Annotated in this window: 19 protein-coding genes and 1 tRNA gene; 6 read left to right on the top strand and 14 right to left on the bottom strand. The window is 69.8% G+C overall.

Annotated features, from left to right (window positions below; genetic code table 11):
* The first annotated feature begins 191 nt into the window (after window positions 1-191).
* Window positions 192-1,025 (top strand): SDR family oxidoreductase, encoded by an 834-nt coding sequence (locus tag OG490_RS31495; RefSeq protein ID WP_330299661.1) that lies wholly within the window; start codon window positions 192-194, stop codon window positions 1,023-1,025.
* 77 nt (window positions 1,026-1,102) lie between these two features.
* On the opposite strand, the gene OG490_RS31490 is transcribed toward OG490_RS31495, so the two are convergent.
* Window positions 1,103-2,275, bottom strand: coding sequence for a hypothetical protein (locus OG490_RS31490; RefSeq protein WP_330299660.1), 1,173 nt, complete (start codon window positions 2,273-2,275; stop codon window positions 1,103-1,105).
* A 151-nt stretch (window positions 2,276-2,426) separates the two neighbouring features.
* A complete protein-coding gene (locus OG490_RS31485; protein WP_330299659.1) occupies window positions 2,427-3,218 on the bottom strand; it encodes a helix-turn-helix transcriptional regulator in 792 nt (263 codons plus the stop codon).
* A gap of 59 nt (window positions 3,219-3,277) precedes the next feature.
* Between OG490_RS31485 and OG490_RS31480 the strand changes: the two genes are divergently transcribed.
* Window positions 3,278-3,610, top strand: a complete 333-nt coding sequence (locus tag OG490_RS31480; protein WP_330299658.1) for a hypothetical protein — start codon at window positions 3,278-3,280, stop codon at window positions 3,608-3,610.
* Window positions 3,611-3,629: 19 nt separating this feature from the next.
* Here the strand turns inward: OG490_RS31480 and aspA are convergent, their stop codons facing one another.
* From aspA to OG490_RS31455, 5 genes are all read right to left on the bottom strand, one after another.
* A complete protein-coding gene (gene aspA / locus OG490_RS31475; RefSeq protein ID WP_330299657.1) occupies window positions 3,630-5,039 on the bottom strand; it encodes an aspartate ammonia-lyase in 1,410 nt (469 codons plus the stop codon).
* A 56-nt stretch (window positions 5,040-5,095) separates the two neighbouring features.
* Window positions 5,096-6,112 (bottom strand): asparaginase, encoded by a 1,017-nt coding sequence (locus tag OG490_RS31470; protein WP_330299656.1) that lies wholly within the window; start codon window positions 6,110-6,112, stop codon window positions 5,096-5,098.
* A 92-nt stretch (window positions 6,113-6,204) separates the two neighbouring features.
* Window positions 6,205-7,644 carry an amino acid permease gene (locus OG490_RS31465; RefSeq protein WP_257553328.1) on the bottom strand — a complete coding sequence of 480 codons (1,440 nt, stop codon included), beginning with the start codon at window positions 7,642-7,644 and terminating at the stop codon, window positions 6,205-6,207.
* The gene (locus OG490_RS31460) at window positions 7,641-8,372 is read right to left on the bottom strand and encodes a FadR/GntR family transcriptional regulator (protein WP_330299655.1); all 732 of its coding nucleotides are present in this window, start codon (window positions 8,370-8,372) and stop codon (window positions 7,641-7,643) included. The genes OG490_RS31465 and OG490_RS31460 overlap by 4 nt, the downstream gene beginning before the upstream one ends.
* Window positions 8,373-8,403: 31 nt before the next feature.
* Entirely contained in the window at window positions 8,404-9,198 is a 795-nt protein-coding gene (locus tag OG490_RS31455) for a gamma-glutamyl-gamma-aminobutyrate hydrolase family protein (RefSeq protein ID WP_330299654.1), read from the bottom strand.
* 274 nt (window positions 9,199-9,472) lie between these two features.
* On the opposite strand from OG490_RS31455, the gene OG490_RS31450 reads away from it, so the two are divergent.
* On the top strand, window positions 9,473-10,381 hold the full coding sequence (locus OG490_RS31450) for a LysR family transcriptional regulator (protein ID WP_330299653.1): 909 nt from the start codon (window positions 9,473-9,475) through the stop codon (window positions 10,379-10,381).
* Between the two features lie 347 nt (window positions 10,382-10,728).
* Here OG490_RS31450 and OG490_RS31445 read toward each other — a convergent pair whose 3' ends face one another.
* Window positions 10,729-10,971 (bottom strand): Crp/Fnr family transcriptional regulator, encoded by a 243-nt coding sequence (locus OG490_RS31445; protein ID WP_443065898.1) that lies wholly within the window; start codon window positions 10,969-10,971, stop codon window positions 10,729-10,731.
* Between the two features lie 1,277 nt (window positions 10,972-12,248).
* Window positions 12,249-13,142, bottom strand: coding sequence for a 5'-methylthioadenosine/S-adenosylhomocysteine nucleosidase (locus OG490_RS31440; protein WP_443065996.1), 894 nt, complete (start codon window positions 13,140-13,142; stop codon window positions 12,249-12,251).
* A gap of 42 nt (window positions 13,143-13,184) precedes the next feature.
* Between OG490_RS31440 and OG490_RS31435 the strand changes: the two genes are divergently transcribed.
* Together OG490_RS31435 and OG490_RS31430 are read left to right on the top strand one after the other, a co-directional pair.
* A complete protein-coding gene (locus OG490_RS31435; protein ID WP_330299651.1) occupies window positions 13,185-13,742 on the top strand; it encodes a hypothetical protein in 558 nt (185 codons plus the stop codon).
* A gap of 58 nt (window positions 13,743-13,800) precedes the next feature.
* Window positions 13,801-17,571, top strand: a complete 3,771-nt coding sequence (locus tag OG490_RS31430; RefSeq protein WP_330299650.1) for a P-loop NTPase — start codon at window positions 13,801-13,803, stop codon at window positions 17,569-17,571.
* Between the two features lie 483 nt (window positions 17,572-18,054).
* Here OG490_RS31430 and OG490_RS31425 read toward each other — a convergent pair.
* Window positions 18,055-18,128 (bottom strand) — tRNA-Pro (locus tag OG490_RS31425).
* A gap of 119 nt (window positions 18,129-18,247) precedes the next feature.
* Here OG490_RS31425 and OG490_RS31420 point away from each other — a divergent pair.
* A complete protein-coding gene (locus tag OG490_RS31420) occupies window positions 18,248-18,790 on the top strand; it encodes a DUF309 domain-containing protein (protein ID WP_330299649.1) in 543 nt (180 codons plus the stop codon).
* On the opposite strand, the gene OG490_RS31415 is transcribed toward OG490_RS31420, so the two are convergent.
* From OG490_RS31415 to OG490_RS31400, 4 genes are read right to left on the bottom strand one after another with little or no spacing between them, the layout of a single operon-like run.
* A complete protein-coding gene (locus OG490_RS31415; protein WP_330299648.1) occupies window positions 18,787-19,179 on the bottom strand; it encodes a VOC family protein in 393 nt (130 codons plus the stop codon). The two genes, OG490_RS31420 and OG490_RS31415, sit on opposite strands and share 4 nt — an antisense overlap.
* 5 nt (window positions 19,180-19,184) lie before the next feature.
* Window positions 19,185-19,829 (bottom strand): LutC/YkgG family protein, encoded by a 645-nt coding sequence (locus OG490_RS31410; protein ID WP_330299647.1) that lies wholly within the window; start codon window positions 19,827-19,829, stop codon window positions 19,185-19,187.
* Window positions 19,826-21,394: a lactate utilization protein B gene (locus OG490_RS31405; RefSeq protein ID WP_330299646.1), complete on the bottom strand. Its 1,569-nt coding sequence runs from the start codon at window positions 21,392-21,394 to the stop codon at window positions 19,826-19,828. Before OG490_RS31405 ends, OG490_RS31410 begins: the two co-directional genes overlap by 4 nt.
* Window positions 21,391-22,146, bottom strand: coding sequence for a (Fe-S)-binding protein (locus OG490_RS31400; protein ID WP_330299645.1), 756 nt, complete (start codon window positions 22,144-22,146; stop codon window positions 21,391-21,393). Before OG490_RS31400 ends, OG490_RS31405 begins: the two co-directional genes overlap by 4 nt.
* Window positions 22,147-22,150: the final 4 nt, after the last annotated feature.

Below are 22,150 nucleotides of genomic sequence, written 5' to 3'. Positions count from 1 at the left end.
ACGCCCCGGCCCCGCGCTGAGAGTTCGCCGGGAACCGGAAACCGGAACCGGCTCGCGCAGTTCCTCTCCGGCCGAGCGGGGGCTGTCGTCGCCCACGACAGCCCGGGCACGGTCGGGCACAATCGGCCACAGGCACAGGCACAGGCAGGCACCACGACCATCCGGAACGACTTCGTCATCACGGGGGAACGATGGGACGACGCTGGCTGATCACAGGATGCTCCTCCGGACTCGGGCACGCCCTGGCCACCGCCGCGGCCGAGGCCGGTGACGAAGTGGCGGTCACCGCTCGCAAGACCGCCGATCTGGCGGAGCTGGCCGCCGCCTGGCCCGGCCGTATCCTCCCGGTCCCGCTCGAACTGCGCGACGCCGCCTCCTGCGAGGAGGCCGTCCGCACCGCGGCCGGCCGCCTCGGCGGCATCGACGTCCTCGTCAACAACGCCGGCGTCGGCCTGTTCGGCGCGGTCGAGGAGCTCTCGGACGCCGAGGTGCGCGACCAGTTGGAGATCCTGGTCGTGGGCCCCTGGCGGCTCGCCCGTCTCGTGCTGCCGCTGATGCGGGCCCAGGGGCACGGCCACATCCTCAACGTGTCCTCCATCGTCGGCCGGATGGCCTTCCCCGGTCTGGGCGCCTACATCGCCGGAAAGCACGCCCTCGAGGGCATGAGCCAGGCACTGGCCGCCGAGGCCGCCCCGCACAACATCCGCGTCACCGTGCTCGAACCGGGCATGTTCGCCACCCGCTACGGCGCCGCCCTGGCCGAGGCGGACCACCGCATCCCCGCGTACGACGGCACCAACCTCGACACGCTCACCGGCACCCGCGGCCTCGCGGAGAACCCCGAGACGGGCCGCCCCGAGGACTTCGCCGCCCAGGTCCTCGACATCGTCGCCTCCACAACGCCCACCCCCCTGCGGATCCCGATCGGCCACGACGCCTACGGCTACCTGGACCTGGCCGAACAGGCGTCCCGCGAGGACTATGCCGCCGCCCGCGTCCTCACCCAGGCACCGCCCCCGGCCTGACCGCCGTGCCCGCGCGCGGCGGTCCGTGCCCGCGCGGCGCGGTCCCCGACCGCCCCGCGCGGGCACGACGGATCACGTCAGAGCCGAGTGGTCAGCAGCAGTGGCTGCGGAAGCTGCTGGTCCACATAGTTGGCCGAGCCGCTGACGGTCACCTCGCGCCCGGTGACGGAGATCTTCCACGGCGAGTACGACATCCCGTCCGCGTCCGCCGGGAACCCGAGCGACGTCACGCGCGTACCGGACACCTGCAGCGCGTAGCCGCCGTCGTCGTTGGCCACCCGCCCGACGGCGACCACGCCGTCCCGCGTCGCGGCCACGCCCATCATGGCGCCGGCTTCGGCCGGGGCGTCCATGCGCGTCCACTTCCGCCCGTCCCAGTGCATGATCAGCGCGTGGCCGCGGTCCTTGTCGTCCAGGATCGTGCGTCCCGCCACCCACACGTCCTGCGGCCCGTTGGCGACGACATCGTTGAACTCGCCGTACAGACCGCCGTAAGGCGGTGTCGGCATCGCGGTCCAGGAACGCCCGTCGAAGTGCAGGACCACCGGCCGGTCGTCGTCGCCGTAGCCGCTGCCGACCGCCCAGACGTCCCTCGGGCCGGACGCCGAGATCGCGTTGAGCCCCCAGTTCGCGTACATCTTGGGCAGCTTGACGATGTTCCAGGCGTGCCCGTCCCAGTGCTGTACGAGACCCTCCATATGGTCGATGACCTGGGTGGGCCCGCCGTCCGGATCGGGGATCCGCTCGTCGAGGATCTGCGCCCAGCCCGCCGCCCACGTGTTGTTCGGCGCGACCGCCGCGACCCCCAGCAGGCCTCCGCCGAGCGCCTTCTCCGGCATCGGCGCCGGCTCCAGCCGCCACGAACGCCCGTTCCAGTGCTGCGTCATCACCGGTTCGCCCTCCCAGCCGGCGTCACCGACCAGCCACGCGTCCCGGGCCGAGTCCGCCGCGATGGCGTTGATCCGGCCGACGGCCCCGGGTGCGGTCGGGACCTCCTTCCACGGCCCGTCGCTCCGGTCGTCGTGCGTGAAGAGCGCGGGCAGCAACGCGTCGCCCCCACCGTCCTGGGATATCCGGAAGCCGGCCGTCCAAGTGGTGTGCGCGTCGGGTCTGACCGAGCCGCTCAGAACGGTGTCCTCACCCGGCACCTTGGCCTGGTTCCAGCGGGGCGCCGGCGCCTCCGACACGGGATCCGCGGCGGCGGTCGTGGACAGCCCACCACCGAGGACGAGGACGGACGCGGCACTCACCAACATCGATCGGGTTCGAACGCCGACAGCCATGTCGCATTCTCCAGACTCGGGGCGCAGCGCCCCGTCACCCGCATGACGCCCGACCCGTCGCGAAAGGTTTCACCCTGCGGGGGACTTCGTAGCAGATCTAATGCAGCGTCAAAATCCGTCAGAGCAAGCCGAGTTCCCCGACGCGCAGGCCCGCGTGGAAGCGGCTCTTCGCTCCCAGCCGCTCCATCAGCTTGGCGCTGATCCGGCGCGTGGTCCGCAGCGAGACCCCGAGGCGCAACGCCACCGCCTCGTCGGTCAGCCCCTGCGCGAGGAGCTTGAGCACCTCGCGTTCCTGGCGGCCGAGGTCCTCGCCATCCACCGGGACCGACTCCATCAGGGGGGTTCCGGTGACCCACAAGTGGTCGAAGAGCACACACAGTGCGGCGACCGTCCCGGGACCGCGGAGCAGGACCGCGCCCTCCTCGCTCCGCTCGGGGTTGGCCGGCACCAGGGCCGAGGTCCGATCGGTGATGATCATGCGCAGCGGGAGCGCGGCGACGGTCCGGGTCTGCCCGCCCCTCGCGTTGAGCCACCGGGCGTACTCGACGCTCGGTGGATGGCTGCGGACGCTGTCGACGTAGAGGGTGCGCAACCGCACGCCGCGTTCGAGCAGCCGCTCGTCCAACGGCTTGGCCGCTTCCAGGTTCTCCTCCGTCTGCGCCCCGCCGGGAGAGAGCGCCGAGAGCTCCTCGCGGACGTGCTCCACGAGCTCCGCCAGCCGCGTCCGTACGGCTTCGACGCCGATCAGGTGCTCGACGTGGGGGTGTTCGCGCGTGCCGTGCAGATGGGCGAACCGGGCGATCAGCGTGGCCGCGGCGTCCCGGCTGCGCTCGATCTGGTGCTGCCGCTCCAGCAAATCGGCTTGCTGGCGCGCCAGTAGGGCCTCCAGGCCGTACTCGGGGCTGATCACCTGTACCGGACCCGCCGTCAACGGGCGGGCGCAGCAGGGAGAGGGAGGCGAGCCGGTCCATGGCGGCGCGCACTTCGGCGGGGTCGGTTCCCGTCTGGGCGGCGAGCCGGGCCGCTCTCGCCGCCCACGCCCCATCCACCGGCCGCGCACGTCCCGGCTTGGCCCTCGCGGCGACCGCCGGGCCCGTTCCCCGGCGCGTCGCCGCCCTCCTCGGCGAGGGCACCGAGGCCAGGGCAGCCCGGCCCCTCGCCCGACGCGCTGCGGCCGTCGCCCTCGCGGCCTGCCTGGCGCTGGCCACCGAGGTCTTCGACGCCCGTGCCACCAGTGAACACGGCGGATTCAGTGCAGCGTGCCGTCCGCGGCGCGGGGCGGTCCAGGTGCGCGGCCGGTGAGCCGCGGCGCAGCCCCGCGTCAGGCCCCGGCCGCTCTGGCGCCCGCGATCACCTCGGGCCGCAGCAGGGCGGCGAGCCTCTCGGCCGGCAGCAGGCCCCTCTCCAGGACCAGCTCGGCCACACCCCGGCCACTGGCGAGGGCTTCCTTGGCGATGTCGGTGGCGGCCGTGTACCCGATGTGCGGGTTCAGGGCGGTCACCAGGCCGATGGAGTTCTCTACGGTGGCGCGCAGCACCTCGGTGTTGGCGGTGATGCCGGCCACGCAGCGCTCGGCGAGGGTGAGGCAGGCCGCGCGCAGGTGGGTTATGGACTTCGACAGAGAGTGCAGGATGACCGGCTCGAAGGCGTTGAGCTGGAGCTGTCCGGCTTCGGCGGCCATGGTGATGGTGATGTCGTTGCCGATCACCTCGAAGGCGACCTGGTTGACGACCTCGGGGATCACCGGGTTGACCTTGCCGGGCATGATGCTCGAACCCGCCTGCACCGGCGGCAGGTTGATCTCGCCGAAGCCCGCGCGCGGCCCGGAGGACAGCAGGCGCAGGTCGTTGCAGGTCTTGGAGAGCTTGACGGCGATGCGCTTGAGGACGCCGGACATCTGGACGAAGGCGCCGCAGTCCTGGGTGGCTTCGACCAGGTTGGCCGCGGTGACCAGGGGCAGCCCGGTGACGTCGGCAAGGTGACGGCGGGCCGATTCGGCGTATCCGGCGGGGGCGTTGAGACCCGTGCCGATCGCGGTCGCGCCGAGGTTGATCTCAAGGATCAGCTCGACGGCCTCAGCGAGCCGGCTGCGGTCCTCGTCGAGCATGACGGCGAAGGCGGAGAACTCCTGCCCGAGCGTCATCGGCACGGCGTCCTGCAACTGGGTGCGGCCCATCTTCAGAACGTCGCGGAACTCGACGGCCTTGCGGGCGAACGTGTCCTGGAGGACGGCCATGGCTTCGAGCAGGCCGCGCACCGCGGAGACGGTCGCGATCCGAACGGCGGTCGGGTAGACGTCGTTGGTGGACTGGCCGAGGTTGACGTCCTCGTTGGGGTGCAGGTGCCGGTACTCGCCCTTGGCGTGGCCCAGCAGCTCCAGCGCCCGGTTGGCGATGACCTCGTTGGCGTTCATGTTGGTCGAGGTGCCGGCGCCGCCCTGGATGACGTCGACGACGAACTGGTCGTGGAGCTTGCCGCCGCGTATCTCCTGGCAGGCGGCGACGATCACGGCTGCCTTCGCGGGTTCCAGCAGGCCGAGTCCCTCGTTGGCGAGGGCGGCGGCCTCCTTGACAGCGGCGAGGGCGTCGATCAGGTGCGGGTAGGCGGAGATGGGCGTGCCGGTGATGGGGAAGTTCTCGGTGGCCCGCAGGGTGTGGACGCCCCAGTAGGCGTCGGCGGGGACGTCGCGGTCTCCGAGCAGGTCGTGTTCGCTGCGGGTGGCGGCGGTCATGGGTGTGCGGCCCTCTTCCTGAGGTGGGTGGGTCAAGGTGGTGAAAGGGGATGGAGTCAGGCGGTGGCGGGGACGCCGGGCGGGTTCAGCGCCGCCACCGGCCGGATGCCGCCGACGGGCCGGCCGCCGCCGGTCATCTGCTCGCCCTCGAACCCGGCGAGCAGCCGCGGCTCGACTCCCGCCCGGGCGAGGGCTGCGGCCGTCACCGGGATGCGGGCCCGGTCCGCCCCGTCGGCGATCTTCACTGCGACGGCCCGGCCGTCGGGCAGCGCGGCCACCTGGACGCCCTCGAAGCCGTCCTTGGCCAGTAGCCCGGGCACCGCGCGCATCAGCTCGGCCGTGTCCCGCCCCGTGCCGGAGGCCATCTCCGGGTGGACGCGCAGCGCGTCCGCCACCCGGCGCTCGGCGGTGTCCGGAGCGGCGGTGGCGATGCGGGCGGCGGCGCGGGCCAGGCCGTGCAGGGACACTGCGAACAGCGGGGATCCGCAGCCGTCGACGGTGACGTTCGCGATGTGCTGGCCGGTGAGTTCCTCGACGACCTCGGCGATCGCCCTCTGAAGCGGGTGGCCCGGGTCGAGGTAGCTCTCCAAGGGCCAGCCGGCCAGCTTGCACAGGTACAGCATCGCCGCGTGCTTGCCGGAGCAGTTCTGGGCGAGCCGGGAAGGCCCGCGGCCCTCGCGCACCCAGGCATCCCGGACCGCCGGGGCGTACGGCATGTCGGGGACGTTGCGCAGGTCGTCCTCGGTGAGGCCGGCCAGTTCGAGGATCAGCCGGGTACCGGCGAGGTGGCGCTCCTCGCCGGAGTGGCTGCCCATCGAGAGGGAGAGCAGGGCGCCGTCGAGCGGCAGCCCGGCCCGCACCATGGCGAGGGCCTGGACCGGCTTGAGGGCTGAGCGCGGGTAGCACGCGGCTTCGATGTCGCCGAGGCTCAACCGGACTTCGCCCTCACCGTCGAGGACGACGACGGAGCCGTAGTGGACTCCCTCGATCATGCCGCCCCGGGTGACATGGGCGACCGGTGCATGCTGGGGCTCGCGGATCACGGGCGCGTCCGCGAGGAGACTGCTGCGCATCACTGCCTCGTTCGGTGGTGGGTTGCTGCGGACCAGTGGGGCGGACGGCCGGTCCGGCCCGGGGCCGGGGCCGGGCCGGACCGGCGTCCGGCTCAGCCCTCGCTCTTCGCGGCGGCGCGCGCCACGCGGCCGCGGACGGCGTACCAGCCGGCGACCAGCGCCGCGGCGATCAGTGGCACGCACAGCACGGTGGTGCGCGCCGCTCCTCCGTCGGCGTACATGAGGACCAGGACGGAGGCGAGGAAGGCCAGCGTCACGAGTTCGGTCCACGGGGACCCGGGCAGGCGGTAGGAGGGACGGGTCAGTTCGCCGTCACGGGTCTTCCGCCAGAAGAGGAGGTGGCAGAGCATGATCATGCCCCAGGTGGCGAGGATGCCGATGGCGGCCAGGTTGAGCACGATCTCGAACGCGTCCGCCGGAACGACGAAGTTGAGCCCGACGCCGAGGACGCACATGCCGCTGGTGAGCAGGATGCCGCCGTAGGGCACCTGGGTGCGGCTCAGCCGGGCGGTGAAGCTCGGGGCTGAGCCGTTGACGGCCATCGAGCGCAGGATGCGGCCGGTGGAGTAGAGGCCGGAGTTGAGCGAGGACATGGCCGCGGTGAGAACGACCAGATTCATCACGTCACCGGCCGCCGGGATGCCGATGTGGGAGAGCACGGTCACGAACGGGCTCTGGCCGGCGCTGTAGCTGTTCCACGGCATCAGCATCGACAGCAGGACGACCGAGCCGACGTAGAAGAGGCCGACGCGCCACATGATCGAGTTGATCGCCTTCGGCATGATCTCCTCGGGATTCTCGGTCTCACCGGCCGCGACTCCGACCAGCTCGACGGAGGCGTAGGCGAAGACGACGCCCTGGATGATCAGCAGCATGGGCAGCAGGCCGTTGGGGAAGATCCCGCCGTTGTCGGTGATCAGGGACGGACCGGGCACGGCGTCGTCGATGGGGTGCCGGGTCACGAGGAAGAAGATCCCGATGGCCATGAAGACGACCAGCGCGCCGACCTTGACGATGGCGAACCAGAACTCCAGTTCGCCGAAGATCCGCACCGAGATGAGGTTCACGGTGAGGACCACGGCCAGGGCTATGAGCGCGATCACCCACTGCGGGACGTCGGAGAACAGGCGCCAGTAATGGGTGTAGGTGGCGACGGCGGTGATGTCGGCGATGCCGGTGGTCGCCCAGTTGAGGAAGTACATCCAGCCCGCGGTGTACGCGCCCTTCTCCCCGAGGAACTCCCGGGCGTACGAGACGAAGGCGCCGGAGGACGGCCGGTACATGACGAGCTCACCGAGCGCGCGTACGACGAGGAACGCGAAGATCCCGCAGACGGCGTAGGCGACGAACAGTGAGGGGCCGGCGTCGGCGAGGCGTCCGCCCGCGCCGAGGAAGAGCCCGGTGCCGATCGCACCCCCGATGGCGATCATGTTGACGTGCCGGGGTGTCAAGGACTTGCTGTAGCCGGTGTCCCCGGCGTCCACGTGACGGGTCGTGGGGCGCTTCTCGTCTTTGAGGAACTGCTCGCTCACGCCTCGGGTCTGCCTTCCGTGGAGGTGGCCGCGCGCTGGGGGCGCACGATTTCTGTGAGGGTCATCTCGACCCTCAGGAGGTGGTGGGACATGGCCTCCACCGCGTCGTGCTCGGAACCGTCGGCCAGCGCCTCGAGGATCGCCCGGTGCTCGCAGTTGGACTGCTCGCGCCGGCCGCCCAGTTCGTTGAGGAAGGTCGACTGACGCGCCAGTGCGTCGCGGATCTCCTCGATGACGCGGCGGAAGACGGGGTTGCGGGATGCCTCGGCCACCGCCAGGTGGAAGACGGTGTCCATCGCCACCCACGCGGTGGTGTCGGTCTCCTGCTCCATCCGGTCGAGCAGATGGCCCAGATGGTCCAGGTCCTCCGGGGTGCGGCGCAGCGCGGCGTACCCGGCGACCGGGATCTCGACGTGCCGGCGCACCTCCAGCAGGTCGCTGGCGACGTAGTCGCCGAAGGTGGGGTCCTCGACCGTGTTCGCCAGGACGAACGTGCCCTTTCCGCTCTTGGAGGCGGTCAGGCCGATGGCTTGGAGGGCTCGGAGCGCCTCCCGCAGCACGGGCCGGCTGACCTCCAGGGTCCGGCACAACTCGGCTTCGGAGGGGAGCTTGTCGCCCACGACGTACTCACCGCGCTCGATGGCGCTGCGCAGGTGGCCGAAGACCGCTTCCATCGCGCTGACGCGCCGCGGGGCCTGGCCACCTGTCTGGCTGTCTGACAGGTTCACGTTACGATCCTGATGGGTGCGCCGGAGGGTGTCAAGACACCTGTGTCGGGAAAGTCCGGCCCGGCGAGTTTCGTACCGTGCGCACTTTCCGTCCTGCCACCGAAGCCGCCCGATCGGTGTCTGCGGCGGAACCGGCGGCATCCACCAGGGCGTGCACCACCGGCGTGTCGACACCCATCTCCGGATGCCACTGGACGCCCACGGCGAAGCGGTGCCGGGTGCTCTCGATCGCCTCGACGGTGCCATCCGCCGCACGGGCTGCCACGATGAACCCGGAGCCGAGGCGATCCACGGCCTGATGATGGTGCGTGGCGACCTCGCGGGTCCCCGGCAGGAGGGCGCCGATCCGGGTCCCCGGCGCGGTGGTGACGGTGTGGGCACAGAAGTGGCCCCGGTAGGGGTTGTGGCCGTGATGGCCCACCCTGTCGGGCAGGTGCTGGATGAGGGTGCCTCCGGCGTGTACGTTCATCAGCTGCATACCCCGGCACACTCCGAGCACGGGTATGTCGCGGGCGAGACCGGCGGCCAGTACAGCCTGCTCCCACCGGTCGCGCTCGCGGACCGGCGGCCCCGTGCACGGGTGGGGCCGGGCGCCGTACAGGGCGGGATCCACGTCCTCGCCTCCCGTCAGGACGATCGCGTCCAGACGTGCGACCACATCGGCCGCTGCCGACGGGGCATCCGGCGGCAGCAGGACGGCCCGGCCGCCCGCGGCCTGGAGACAGCCGGCGTAGGCCGCAGGCAGCACTGCGGCGGGCAGATCCCACTCGCCCCACCGGGCGTCGGCCAGGTAGGTGGTGAGTCCGATGAGTGGTGGCTGGGGCATACCACTTCCTTTCAGGGCGTGAGGGGTGATCGTCGACGGCCGGGTGCACACCCGCGCCCCGCCGGACGTCCCCGGCCACGGCGGGCTGCGGCAGAAAGGGCGGACGGGGCGGACGGGGCACTGGCGGAGGGCGCCCCGGCGACAAGGTGGAGGGGCGGTCACGATCCGGGAGCGCGGGCTTGCGTTTTTCTTGCCGCGAGCAAGAATCCTGCTGGCGTTCATCCGCAATCACAAGAAAACATATCTTCGCGACAGATAAGTGAGCCTTAACTCCGTGCACGGACTCGACCCCCGCCTGCTCGCCACCCTCGAAGCCGTCGTGCGGCACGGCTCCTTCAACGCCGCCGCACGCGAGCTCGGCTACAGCGCGCCCGCGGTCTCCCAGCAGATCGCCGAACTCGAACGCCGCGCGGGCCTGAGAGTGCTGGAGCGCCGGCCCGTGCGCGCCACACCGGCAGGCGAAGTCCTTCTCGACGCCGAGCAGGGCGTCCGCAACGCGTTGGCGACGGCATCGGTGGAACTCGACGCCATGCGCGCGGGTACGGCCGGACGGATCCGCCTCGGCGCCTTCGCCTCGGCCGCCACCAGCATCGTTCCGCAAGCGCTGGCCCAACTCCACGCGGTCTACCCCGACGTGCAGGTCAGCCTCAGCCAACTGGAACCCGAGGCCTGCTACAACCGGCTCAAGCGGGGGGACATGGACCTGGCCCTCAGCTACGACTACGACTTCATCCCCGTCCCGCCGCCCCGGATGCTGCGCCGGACGCTGGTCGCCCGGGATCCGGTGGTGGCCGTGGTCCCGGCACACCACCGCCTGGCCGACAGGGAGGTCATCGACCTGGCCAGCCTCGCGTCCGAGACATGGATCGCGGCTCCGGAGGCCGCACTGCGCCTGGAACTGCTTTCCCAGATGGCCAAGACGCCTGGCTTCCAGGCCCGCCTGCAATACGAGGGGGACGACTTCAACACCGTGCTCGGCTTCGTGGCCGCAGGCCTGTGCGTGGCCGTCATGCCGCAACTCGCCCTGTCCCGCGGCAGCACCCGGGTCGTGGCCCGCCCCCTGGCCGAGCCGCAGTTGACGCGCTTCATCTACGCCGTCCGCATCGACACCCGGCACGCCCCGCGCGCCGTCCTGGACCTGGAGCAGATGCTCGCCGCGCAAGCGGTGGCCGCGCTCGCGTGAGGCTGTGGCGGGCGGCCACCGGAGCTGAACGGAGCGTGATTCCACGCGAAATGCGCCAAGTTGATGGCGGCCACACGCACGTAGACCGGGTGATGACGCCAGGTCTCCCGGCTTGTCCGACTAACGGACACAGTGGCTGAAAGTTAAACCATTGCGTGACGGGCGCTCTACGTTTGCGGCGGTTGACGTTCCAGCGAGAGGAAACCCCTCACGAGCGCCAGCAACTTCCGTGCGATACCGGGCCGTTTGTCAAGAAGAGCGCCGAACGTCTCGGCGTCGACGGCTAGCGCCTCGACCCGTTCGAGCGCGGTGACGGTGGCCCCACGCGGCCGTCGACTGAGCAGGGCCTACTCACCGACGATGTCCCCGGGTCCTCGAAGCGCGAGGAGCGCCTCGTACCCGTTGGCCGCAGCCGAGGTCACCTTGGCCCAGCCGGAGAGGATGATCAGGACGTGTGTCGAGGGTTCGTGCTCCCGCAGCAGAACCTGCCTCGCGGGGAAGGCGAGGGGATTGCCGCTTCGGAAGAGCTCCTGTCGGTCGTCGGCGTCCAACCGGACCACGAAGGGGACTTGGTCCTCATAGTCCGTCAACTATCCCTCTCTGACTATCTTTTCGGACCGCACGCGATCACGCGATCACGCGATCACGCGATCACGCGATCACGCGATCAGCCGGGAGGTTGGCGCATCCCCGATCCCCTTCCACGTCCTCGCCGCCATCGAGGGCGGCGGGAGTGGGGCAGTCGTGACGGACGGCGATGCTGCAGACCGCCTTCGCGCCAAGCTCCGGCCCATCACCGGCAGAGACATCATTGACGCCCTCGGAGTGGAACCGGCCAGAAGGTGGCCGAGCCATTCCAGGAGGCGGGGAAGATCTACGAGCAAGTTCAGCACCCGCGGGCAGTCAATCGAACGGCTGGCTACGCCGGCGGACTCAACAGCACCGCCTGGCCACCCCGAGGCCTGATGCCTCCGTGAGGACCTCTATTTCATGGGTGGCACGGGGATGCCATCCGCGGGACGCTTGACGGCGAATCCCGCCAGTACTGCCAGTCGGAAGTCTCCGCCGGCCTGCCCTGCCAATCACGATGCATCGCCATGAAGTTGCCACGTCGCTGACGCTTCCGCGGCGCACCTTGACCCGGTCAAAGTGCGCCACGCACCCACCCGGGCGAGCCTGGTCCCCAATTGGTCCCCAGAAACGATCAAGAGGCCGTATCGAATCTCTCCGATACAGCCTCTGACCTGCGACTCTTTCGAGTCGGGACGACAGGATTTGAACCTGCGACCCCTTGACCCCCAGATCGATGGGGCGGAGGAAATTTCGCGACACATACCGCAATCTGCGGGTGCGGAGCGTTCACATACGTACCTGCCGTGCGCCCACCGACGTAGGCGCTGGTCCCCAACTGGTCCCCAAGGGGTGCCACCTGGCCCTCGGGCCCCCGTCGCAGACGGGCGCCGGCGGAAAGCGAGCCATCAGCTGGTGGTCGCGTAGCGCGAACTGCAGCACGACCAGCCGATGCCCACTTTGCTGGGCCGACCCGCCTCACCGTCAGCGGTGTCCACCGCTTCGTACATCGCGCGCCCTGTACGAAGCCCGGCGCGATGAGCAGATCCCCGCACACAGGCTGCGCCTGGCTCTCATCCGCTCCTCCGACCTGGATGCAGGCGGCCGCGGACGACTGCGCCGCAACGAAACGGCCGACCTGGCGGCACTGAAGCCGCCGACCAAAGATGGTCAGCCTGGCACTACGGTGAGACACGAAGACGTCCAGGAGGTGAGCTCCTCGACAGCTCCCACCAAACCGGAGGTCTTCGCCATGTTCAAGACCTGCCGATGTCAACAACACTCGTGATCCATACGCCTAGCACCGTCCATCGTCGGAACGCGGCCCGGCTGTCTTGCCGGTGACAGGCCCGAGGAAGGTGCCGCCCCGGAAGTCAATGTGGTCGCCGCCGTAGGTGGCTTCGGTCGTATGGCCTCGAGAGGGTCCCCTCTCAGGGGTAGAGGAGCCGCCTCGGGGCTGCTGCTTACGCAGGATGGCCTCCGCCACCGCGGCCGCCTGCTTGGCGGCCCACTGCTGGGATCCCGAAGCGTCCGCCTCGTGCTTGTGTGGGTTAGCTCGGTCGCTGATGCCTCGAATCACGAGGACGTCCTGGCCGTTGAGATGGGCGGCGTGGGCGGCGCCGGAGCCTTCCATCTCGATGGCGCAGGCATCGTTGTAATTCTGTCGGATGTACTCGGCGAACGCGGACTGGTCATCAGTCAGGACGATGTCACCACATGCGATGGGCTTGAAGTGGCCGCAGACACCCTCCATGTCCCGCAGTACCGCACGGGCCGTCTGCAGTAGCCGGTAGGAGCCATTCCACGCTTCGGGCCGGGCGAGGAATCCTTGCGTGGTCTGCTTGCCACCGTGGACGGCATACACCTTCGTCCCGACCACAACGTCACCGATCGCAATGTCATCCTTGAGGCCGCCCGCGACCCCCACAAACAGCAGCACTTGCGGGCGAAGCCAGCCGACCACTTGCGTGGTGAGTGCGGCGGCGTTGAGGGCTCCCACGCCCAGCTCGGCGATCGCCACCGTCCAGGGCGTGCCCTCGAGCCTGCCTTGCTCTACCCGGGTCCCGTCGTCGTGTACGAGTTCCTTGGCATCCCTCAGGTGTTCTCGTACGGCCTCGTACTCCACCGCAAGCGCGGTGAGGATCACTGCGATGGGCTGGGTATCAGTCACGGAACTATGATATCGCCGCATCAGCGCCATACGCGGGGCGTTGGACAGGAAGGGTGGGGGCCTGTGTCGGAGCCGGGAGAGGGCGTCAGTGTTGCGCAGCTGCTGCTCGTTGAGTACCAGAGCGTCAAGGACGAGCAGAAGGCGCGTATCGGGTTTCGCGACAACCTGCTCTACGTGACGCTCGCCGTCACCGCCGCGATCATTGCGGCCGTGGCACAGGCCAAGCAGATATCAATGCTCCTTGCCTTGGCGCCTGTGTGCATCGTTCTGGGGTGGACGTATCTGGTCAACGACGAGAAGATCTCGGCGATCGGGCGGTACGTCCACAAGGAGCTTGGCCCCCGTCTGACACAACTAGCAGGTTCCCACGGCGATTTTGCCGCCTTCGGGTGGGAGGAAGCCCATCGTGGCGATGCACGGCGGAGTTCCCGCAAGACGTTCCAGTGTTTGGTGGACCTGACGGCGTTCTGCGTGCTGCCGCTGGCAGGGCTGCTGGTCTTCTGGACCGGCAGGCCGGACGGCGTGCTGCTCGTCGCCCTGTCGGTGCTCGAGGCGCTCGCGGTGGTCGGTCTCGGTGTGCAGATCGTGTTGTACGCCAGGACTGCGCGCAGCACGGTGTGAACCTCTACCGTTGACCTACGGATCCGAGCGGCCGTTGTGCGGGAGAGAGAAGCCGTAGATGAATGAGGCGTTGCCACCGGCATTGCTGGCGGCTTTGGCCGACGGCGCCGGCGGGGAGGCCGGACGCCAGCTCGTGGAGGAACTGGCGCGGGCGCTGACGCAAGACCCGTGTGCCTGCGCAGACGTGCTGGCTGAGGCAGCTGCCCAGCCGGACCGGCAGGATGCAGTGCGTTCCTGGGGCACCCGTGTGGCGGACCTCCTTGTCGCCGATCCGCACACCGCGCAAGCCGTCGGGGAAGCCATGCAGCGGCATACGCCTGGCAGCGCGGGGACCTGGTATCGAGGGGATCACATCGACTTCCGGGGCTCTGTCTTCCTAGGCGATGTGGTCGGCACGCAGGTCGTGTTCCAGCAGAACGGACCCACGGGGCCAGGCCCCTGGATGAAACCCGACGACTACCTCCGCCAGATGAACAGGGGCTCGGTCTACACCCACCGCTGGCAACTCGTCGGACGTGCGCAGACGATGGACAGCCTCGTGCCGTTCGCCAGGAACGGGCAAGGAGGCGTCGCGCTCCTCGTCGGCCGGGGCGGAGTCGGGAAGACGAAGATCCTGACGGCCCTGTGCGAAGCGCTGCACGACGCAGAGCCCGCCGTCGAAGTACGGGTACTCGGCACCGACTCCGACATCAGCTCAGGGGTATTCAGGGAACTGCCGAGCGAGGGCAGTCTGCTGGTGATCGTCGACGACGCACACAACGACACCCTCCCTCTGGACAGGATTGTCTCTGGAGTTCGGAACGCCAACAGCTCCGCCAACGTGCTCCTCTCCCTCAGGCCGTACGGCATTCCCCACGCCCGCCGCGCACTGGCTCGTGCTGGCACGCACGTTAGCGACGCCACTCTGGTCGAGATCGGAGACCTTGAGTTCGACGACGCCCTCTCCCTAGCTGGCGAGATTCTGAACGAAGATGTAAGGCTCCATGCACCGAGGCTCGCCGCATCGGCACGGGATTGCCCACTGCTGATCGTCACCGGCGCGGCGCTGATCAACAGCGGAGAGCTGGATCCCCGAAGGTTCGAAGGTGACGAGCAACTCCACCTGGAACTTACCGACCGGCTCGCTGCAGCGCTGACGGCAGATCCGGCAGCCGGTCAGGTGCCCCGGGAACTACTTTCCGCCCTCGCTGCGTTCCAGCCTGTCCGGCTCACGGAACCAGAGGTCCAAAGCTCAATGGAGGCCCTGACCGGGCTGCCGTTCGACGTCTCAGCCCAGCACTTGGAGACCCTGGAGCAGGCCGGGGTGGTCCTGAGGCACGGCACCACCGTGCGTCTGGTCCCGGACCTGCTGGGTGACGCCCTGCTTGTCAAGGCAGCGCGTCACCGCAGCACAGGGCTGCCCACGGGCTACCTCGCCAAAGCCATGGAAGCCGGCCAAGGCAGCGCACTGGCCAACCTGGTGGTGAACACCGGCCGTGTGGAGTGGCAACAGCAACGGGACCTCGGCTCTGGCGGACTGATCGAGCCCCTGTGGGAGGGGATCACGGCAACCTTCCGCTCCGCGGACGCACGGGGTCGGGTGAGCCTGCTGGAGGTCGTAGCGAAGGTTGCCTTCTTCCAACCGCGGCGGGCTATCGACCTGACTATTTGGGCGGTGGACAACCCCTGTGGCCCCGCAACCGTGGACGTCGGATTCGGACTGACCCACACCTGGACCAACACAGATGTGCGCTACGCACTCGTTGCTGTCCTCCAAGCCGCCGCCCGTTCGCTAGAGTCCCTGCCACAGGCTGCCTCCCTCCTTTGGCGCCTGGGACGCGACGACCAGCGCCCCCCGCCTCAAAACCCCTCGCACCCCTTGCGGGTTCTGGAGGAACTGGCCGGCTATACCCACTGGGGACCCACCAAGTACCAGCAGGTCCTCGTCAGCCAGGTCGAGCGCTGGCTGACCCGCTCACTCGATGCTCCGTCCGTTCATCAGCCGCTGAGCGTGCTGACCCCCTTGCTGGTCACTGAAGGCCACGACGAGTTGTGGACGCCGGCCACGTGGTCCCTGACCTTCCGACCCTACGTGCTGGCCCCGACCAGCGAGGTCCTGGACATGCGCGGCCTGGTGCTGAACCTGGCGTTCGAGGAGCTGGGACACCCGCAACTCGAACGCGCCTCGGCAGCCCGCTCCCTCATCGGTAACGCCTTCAGGCTGCCACATGGCAGTTTCGGATTGTCGGTGACAGACGCCATGCGTCAGCCGTGGATCCCGTACCTCGCCAGCACCGTCGAGCGTCTGCATCTGTTCATCCTGCAACACACCCTGCCACCAGCAATCCTGGTCGCTGTGCGCACCGAGTTGCGCTGGCTCGCGCGACACGGCCCCGACGGCCTTCGTCGCCCCGCCAAGGACCTACTGAGCTCGATCCCTACCTCACCGGACAACGAACTCGCCCGAGCGCTGCATGGCGGACCGGCCGACCCATCCGTCTTTTCCGACGTCTCGGACTGGCGCGCAGCGCAAGACTCTCTGTTTCGGGATGTGATGGCCGCTCTGGCTGACTGGACAGACAATGAGATCGCCACGCGCGTAGATGCTTTGCTGAGCGAGAACGAGAAGGTGTTCGGCCCGGACACCGGCCGGTCCCAACCATTCATCTGGACGCTAGTCACCAATCGTCCGTCCGTCGGTGAAGCCATCTGTGAGCGGGCCATGGATGCGCCCGAACGTCTGCCGGCATCGCTGGTGGCGGTTGCTCTCGCTGCGATGGGGCACGCCGCTGGCGACCGCGCGGTCCACTGGGGCCGAACACTCTTGAACTCAAAGAACACCGAACTCACCCGGGAAGTGGCCCAAGCTTTTGGTAACCAGCGCGGTCGCGGCGATCTGCTAGGTGGCGAGGGCGAGCTGCTGCGGGCACTCGCCACCCACGGGGACAGCATCGTGCGCAGGGCCGCTCTTGGCGCCGTGCCCGCCATCGCCGCGCAGCACAAGGACCTGGCCATCGACCTGCTCACCACATCGCCCGCCGTCGAGAAAGCGGACCTCGGCAGGTTCGCCATGGCCATTGCGGGCCCCCCGTTCAGCGCGCTGTCCTGGTCGGATCTCTCCCAGAGCCAGCAGAAGGCATTCCTCACAGCCCTGGCCACGGCATCGTCCATCGACAGCTACGAAATCGTCCGCTTCCTTGCAGAACTCGTCAGCACCGAACCCCTCACCGTCATCGAGCTGCTCGAATCCAGAGTCGAGTCCTCACCACGCCCAGCGACAGGCACGTACTCCCCCCTGCCCTTCCACTGGGATGTGACGCCACCGTTCCGCGAGCACGACGACTTCCCGGCCCTACTGCGACAAATCCGCGACTGGATCGCCGCCGAACCGGAATCCATCCGCCGGCGCTACCTGGGAGCCGACCTCTTTAAGCTTGTCGCAGGGCCCTACGACGCAAGGGTCACCGAGGTAATCGACGAGTACTTCCACGACAGTGACCCCGTGAAGATCAGGATTGCCGCGGACATGCTGTCCAAGGCCCACAGGACGATTGTCTGGGACGTTGACTTCGTACGCAGCTGCCTGCGTGCTGCGGACCGTCACGGAGACGCCAGCCTGGAGCGAGTGAGGGGCGCTTTGCACGCCGCCAGCATCAGCGGAACGCGTTCCGGGACACCTGGCCAGCCCTACCCCGAGGACGTCGAGCAGCACGTGAAGGCCACGGAATTGGCCGACGAATGCGCCAGAGGTAGCGTCGAGGAGCAGTTCTACCGCGACCTCGCAGCCTCCGCCCTGCACCGTATGCAGCAGGAGACAGACGAGCTCCCTCCGGACGGCCGCGCCTGGTAAGGGCCAGATGAGCGGCCGCCGCGCGTCGTGCATGCGTCTCCCCGAGGACCGCGCGCCTGGGCCGACTTCACACCCTGGGGCAGATCACGCCAGAGTTCCCCGTCCAATCGTTCCTGCTGTCGCTGCGTGGGATTGGGATGCGTCCTCAGGCTGCTCGTAGAGCAACGAAGCGGCTGACGGTGGCGGCACTCACAGACATCAAGTTCGCCCAGGGCATGGAATCATGGGGCGCATAGTGTCGTGCCCGACTCTGGCCGTTGCTCGCGCACAGGATGCGGCAGCTCGAAGCAATGAGCCCGACCGGCTTCGAGTGCGCATGCACGGAGCTGCTGATGTCAAGGGACAGGTTCATCGCGCGCCTTGACCGAGTCAAGGCGCGCTTCAGATCAGTCAAGTGCGCTGGTCCCCAAATGGTCCCCAGGAATGATCAAGGGGCCGTTTTGGATTGCTCCAAAACGGCCCCTGACCTGCGACTCTTTCGAGTCGGGACGACAGGATTTGAACCTGCGACCCCTTGACCCCCAGTCAAGTGCGCTACCAAGCTGCGCCACGTCCCGATGTGCTTCCGACTGGGCTTCCCACTTGGGCTCTCCCCGTCCCGGCGGCACATGCAGAACATTACCCCACGACGAGGGGTGTGCATGCACCGGTAATCGGCGGGAGGGAGGATGAGGGGGTGAACGCAAGAGATCGGGACGGTGAGGGGCGGGCGCGCAGCGCGCGGCCCAGGGACGGGCTGGGACGGCCGCTGCCCTACGGGGCCCAAGGCGTGGATCGGCAGCCCGAGGGGCTGGTCCGGACGCCCGGCGAGACCCTCGCGGAGGCGCAGCGGCTGCTGGACGCCGGCATGCCCTTCCACGCGCACGAGGTCTTCGAGGACGCCTGGAAGTCCGGGCCCGGGGCCGAGGCGGGGCTCTGGCGGGGTCTCGCGCAGCTGGCGGTCGGGCTGACGCACGCGGCGCGGGGCAACGCGGTGGGCGGAGCGCGGCTGCTGCGCCGCGGAGCGGACGTCCTGGCCGGACGGGACGAGGCGGGCGGGGAGGCCGGGGAGACCTGGGCGGCCGGGGCGCGGCCGCCGTACGGGATGGACCTGGACGGGCTCGTGCGCTGGGCCCGGGCGCTGGCGGGGCGGGTGGAGGCCGGTGCTGCCGTCGACGCGGCGGCCGAGTCGCCCCGGCTCACCGCTCGCGGGGGCCCCGCCGGAGGGGCGGCGGCCTAGGCCGCCGGCTGGAGGAGGTCCCAGCGGTTGCCGTAGAGGTCCTGGAAGACCGCGACGGAGCCGTACGGCTCGTGGCGCGGCTCCTCCAGGAAGCGGACGCCTTCGGCCGTCATGCGGGCGTGGTCGGCGGCGAAGTCGTCGGTGTAGAGGAAGAAGCCGACGCGGCCGCCCGTCTGGTCGCCGACCCGGGAGCGCTGGGCGTCGTCCTTGGCGCGGGCCAGCAGGAGCGCGGACTCCTTGGCGCCCGGCGGGCGGACCACCACCCACCGCGAGCCGTCCGGCCGCGCGGTGTCCTCGGCCAGTTCGAAGCCGAGGGCGCGGGTGTAGAAGTCGATGGCCTCGTCGTAGTCGTGGACCACGAGAGCCGTGAGGGCGATGTGTGCGGACATGACGCCTATTGTGCGCCGAGGAGGACGACCTCCAGGGTGCGGGGGCCGTGCACTCCCTCCACCCGGTCCAGTTCGATGTCGCTGGTGGCCGAGGGGCCGGAGATCCAGGTCAGCGGACGGGTGGGGTCCAGGAGAGGCAGGGCTTGCGGAACCGAGTCCACCACCTGGTCCGGGACCCGGACCACGCAGATGTGGTGGTCGGGGATCAGCGTGATCCGGCGCCTGCCCTGGTCGGGGCCGCCGTCGAGGACGATCGTGCCGGTCTCGGCGATGGCCAGGGCGCAGCCGGTCACCACGCTGTCCACGCCTTCCAGTTCGCGTGCGGTGGATGCGGCCCGGTCGTGGATCCGGGTGGGGTCCGCCGCGGAGAGCCAGTGCGGGGGCAGCCCGGGCGGGACGAGCACGGTCCGCGCGCCCCGCGCGGCCAGCAGCCGCATCAGGAGCATCGCGAGGCCGTCCTCGTCGACCCGGTGCACCTTCGCCCGGTACTCGGTCAGGTTCGCGGCGAGCAGGTCCACGGTCTCGTCGGGGGTGCGCGTCCCGTGGACCCACAGGTAGTCCCGGGGGATCTCCGGCTCGGGGGCCGACCCGGGGCCGGGCTCGGGTACGGCCCGGCGGATGCGGGCCAGGATGCGGTCCTTGCTGCTCATGACTGCTCTCCCTGGTCCCGCCGCTGTTCCGGTCCCTGTTCGCTTCCCCGTTCCCGTTCCCGTTCCCGTTCCCGCGCCGCCCACCAGTCGCGGAACGGCTGCGCCGGGAGTTCCGGGAGCTCCCGGCTGTCGGTCCAGGCGCGGCCGGGCCCCGGGAGGCGGCGCGGGCGCAGCCGCCGGGCGCGGCTCAGCAGCCGCTCCCCCGCGCGCAGCGCGCCCGGCCGGTCCAGCAGCAGCCGGGCGGCTCGCATGGCGGCCCGTTCGGCCGCGTGGCCGTGGGCCGGGCGGATGCGGACGCGGATGCCGTCCCGGGTCACCGGGCCGCCCTGGGCCACCCGTTCGCGCAGGTGGACCAGTACCTCGGGGATGTCGATGGCGACCGGGCAGACCTCGTAGCAGGCCCCGCACAGGGTGGAGGCGTAAGGCAGGGAGGCATCGATCTCGCTTGCGGTGCCCCGGAGTTGGGGGCTGAGGATGGCGCCGATGGGGCCGGGGTAGACGGAGCCGTAGGCGTGGCCGCCGGCGCGCTCGTAGACCGGGCAGACGTTCAGGCAGGCGGAGCAGCGGATGCAGCGCAGGGCCTGGCGGCCCACTTCGTCGGCGAGGGTGTCGGTGCGGCCGTTGTCGAGGAGGACGAGGTGGAAGACGGCGGGTCCGTCGCCGTCCGCCCCTTTCGACGGCCCCAGCCCGGTCCACATCGTCGTGTACGGGTTCATCCGCTCGGAGGTCGATGAGCGCGGCAGTGTCTGGAGGAAGACTTCGAGGTCGCGGAAGGAGGGGATGACCTTCTCGATGCCGACCACCGAGATCAGGGTCTCGGGCAGGGTCAGGCACATCCGGCCGTTTCCCTCGGACTCCAGGACGACCATGGTGCCGGTCTCGGCGACCATAAAGTTGGCGCCGGATACGGCGACTTTGGCGCGCAGGAACTTCTCGCGCAGGTGGAGGCGGGCCGCTTCGGCGAGTTCGCGCGGGTCGTCGCCCATGCCGTCCGGCGCGGGCCGTCCCCAACTGCCCATCTCCGAGGCGAAGATGTCGCGGATCTCGGCGCGGTTGCGGTGGATGGCCGGGACCAGGATGTGGGAGGGCCGGTCGTGGCCGAGCTGCACGATGAGCTCGGCGAGGTCGGTTTCGTACGCGGCGATCCCGGCCGCCTCCAGGGCCTCGTTGAGGCCGATCTCCTGGGTGGCCATGGACTTGACCTTGACCACCTCGCGCTCGCCGGTCGCCAGGACCAGTTCCGTGACGATCCGGTTGGCCTCCGCCGCATCGGCCGCCCAGTGGACGGTGCCGCCCGCGGCGGTGACGGAGGCCTCCAACTCCAGTAGGTAGCGGTCGAGATGGCGGAGCGTGTGGTCCTTGATCTCCTTACCGGCGGTGCGCAGCGCGTCCCAGTCCGCGAGCTCGGCGACGGCGCGGGCGCGCTTGTCGCGGATGGTGTGGGTGGCGTGGCGGAGGTTCGCGCGCAGGACCGGGTCCCCGACCGCCTCGTGCGCCGCCACCGGGAAGGCGGGGAAGACCGGGGCGGGCGGAAAGGCCGGCATGCCCAGGTGCGTGCGCGTCATCGCGGGGTGTCCTCCTCGGTGGCGGCCAGGATCTCGGCGAGGTGCAGGGCCCGCAGCGGGGCGCCGGCCCGTCGCAGGATGCCGTCCAGGTGGGCGAGGCAGGAGTTGTCGGCCCCGCACAGCACGTCGGCGCCCGTGGCCACAGCGCTGTCGATCTTGTCGGTTCCCATGGCGGCGGAGACGTCCGGGTTCTTGACGGCGAAGGTCCCGCCGAAGCCGCAGCACTCCTCGGCGCCCGGCAGTTCGCGCAGTTCGAGCCCGCGCACCGCCTCCAGCAGCCGTCGGGGCCGGTCCCCCAGCCCGAGGCCCCGTAGGCCGTGGCAGGACGGGTGGTAGGTGACCGTGTGCGGGAAGTACGCGCCCACGTCCGTCACCCCCAGGACGTCCACCAGGAACTCCGTGAGCTCGTACACCCGCGGTACGAGGTCTTCGGCGAGCGCGGCCAGCGCGGGACCCCGCCCCTCCGCCTCGGCGGCGTGCCCGATCCGGGGGTAGTGGGAGCGGATCATGGCGGCGCAGGAGCCCGACGGGGTGACGACGTACTCGTACCCGGCGAAGGCCCCGGCGGTGCGCCGCAGCAGTGGTTCGGCCTCGCGCCGGTAGCCGGTGTTGTACTGGGGCTGCCCGCAGCAGCTCTGCTCCGCCGGGAAGTCCACGTCCACCCCGAGCCGCTCCAGGAGGCGGACCACGGCGATGCCGGTGCGCGGGTAGAGGGCGTCGTTGACGCAGGTGACGAACAGGGCGACGCGCATGACG

Source organism: Streptomyces sp. NBC_00503 (assembly GCF_036346895.1).
Classification (GTDB): domain Bacteria; phylum Actinomycetota; class Actinomycetes; order Streptomycetales; family Streptomycetaceae; genus Streptomyces.
This window is presented reverse-complemented; position numbering and strand designations above follow the sequence as displayed.

What these genes read in the sequence shown, in the direction of transcription:
- OG490_RS31495 (WP_330299661.1), top strand. Translation starts at nt 192, where the DNA reads ATGGGACGACGCTGGCTGATCACAGGATGCTCCTCCGGACTCGGGCAC.
- OG490_RS31480 (WP_330299658.1), top strand. Translation starts at nt 3,278, where the DNA reads ATGGCGGCGCGCACTTCGGCGGGGTCGGTTCCCGTCTGGGCGGCGAGC.
- aspA (WP_330299657.1), bottom strand. Translation starts at nt 5,039, where the DNA reads ATGACCGCCGCCACCCGCAGCGAACACGACCTGCTCGGAGACCGCGAC.
- OG490_RS31470 (WP_330299656.1), bottom strand. Translation starts at nt 6,112, where the DNA reads ATGCGCAGCAGTCTCCTCGCGGACGCGCCCGTGATCCGCGAGCCCCAG.
- OG490_RS31455 (WP_330299654.1), bottom strand. Translation starts at nt 9,198, where the DNA reads ATGCCCCAGCCACCACTCATCGGACTCACCACCTACCTGGCCGACGCC.
- OG490_RS31440 (WP_443065996.1), bottom strand. Translation starts at nt 13,142, where the DNA reads ATGCGGCGATATCATAGTTCCGTGACTGATACCCAGCCCATCGCAGTG.
- OG490_RS31430 (WP_330299650.1), top strand. Translation starts at nt 13,801, where the DNA reads ATGAATGAGGCGTTGCCACCGGCATTGCTGGCGGCTTTGGCCGACGGC.
- OG490_RS31415 (WP_330299648.1), bottom strand. Translation starts at nt 19,179, where the DNA reads ATGTCCGCACACATCGCCCTCACGGCTCTCGTGGTCCACGACTACGAC.
- OG490_RS31410 (WP_330299647.1), bottom strand. Translation starts at nt 19,829, where the DNA reads ATGAGCAGCAAGGACCGCATCCTGGCCCGCATCCGCCGGGCCGTACCC.
- OG490_RS31405 (WP_330299646.1), bottom strand. Translation starts at nt 21,394, where the DNA reads ATGACGCGCACGCACCTGGGCATGCCGGCCTTTCCGCCCGCCCCGGTC.
- OG490_RS31400 (WP_330299645.1), bottom strand. Translation starts at nt 22,146, where the DNA reads ATGCGCGTCGCCCTGTTCGTCACCTGCGTCAACGACGCCCTCTACCCG.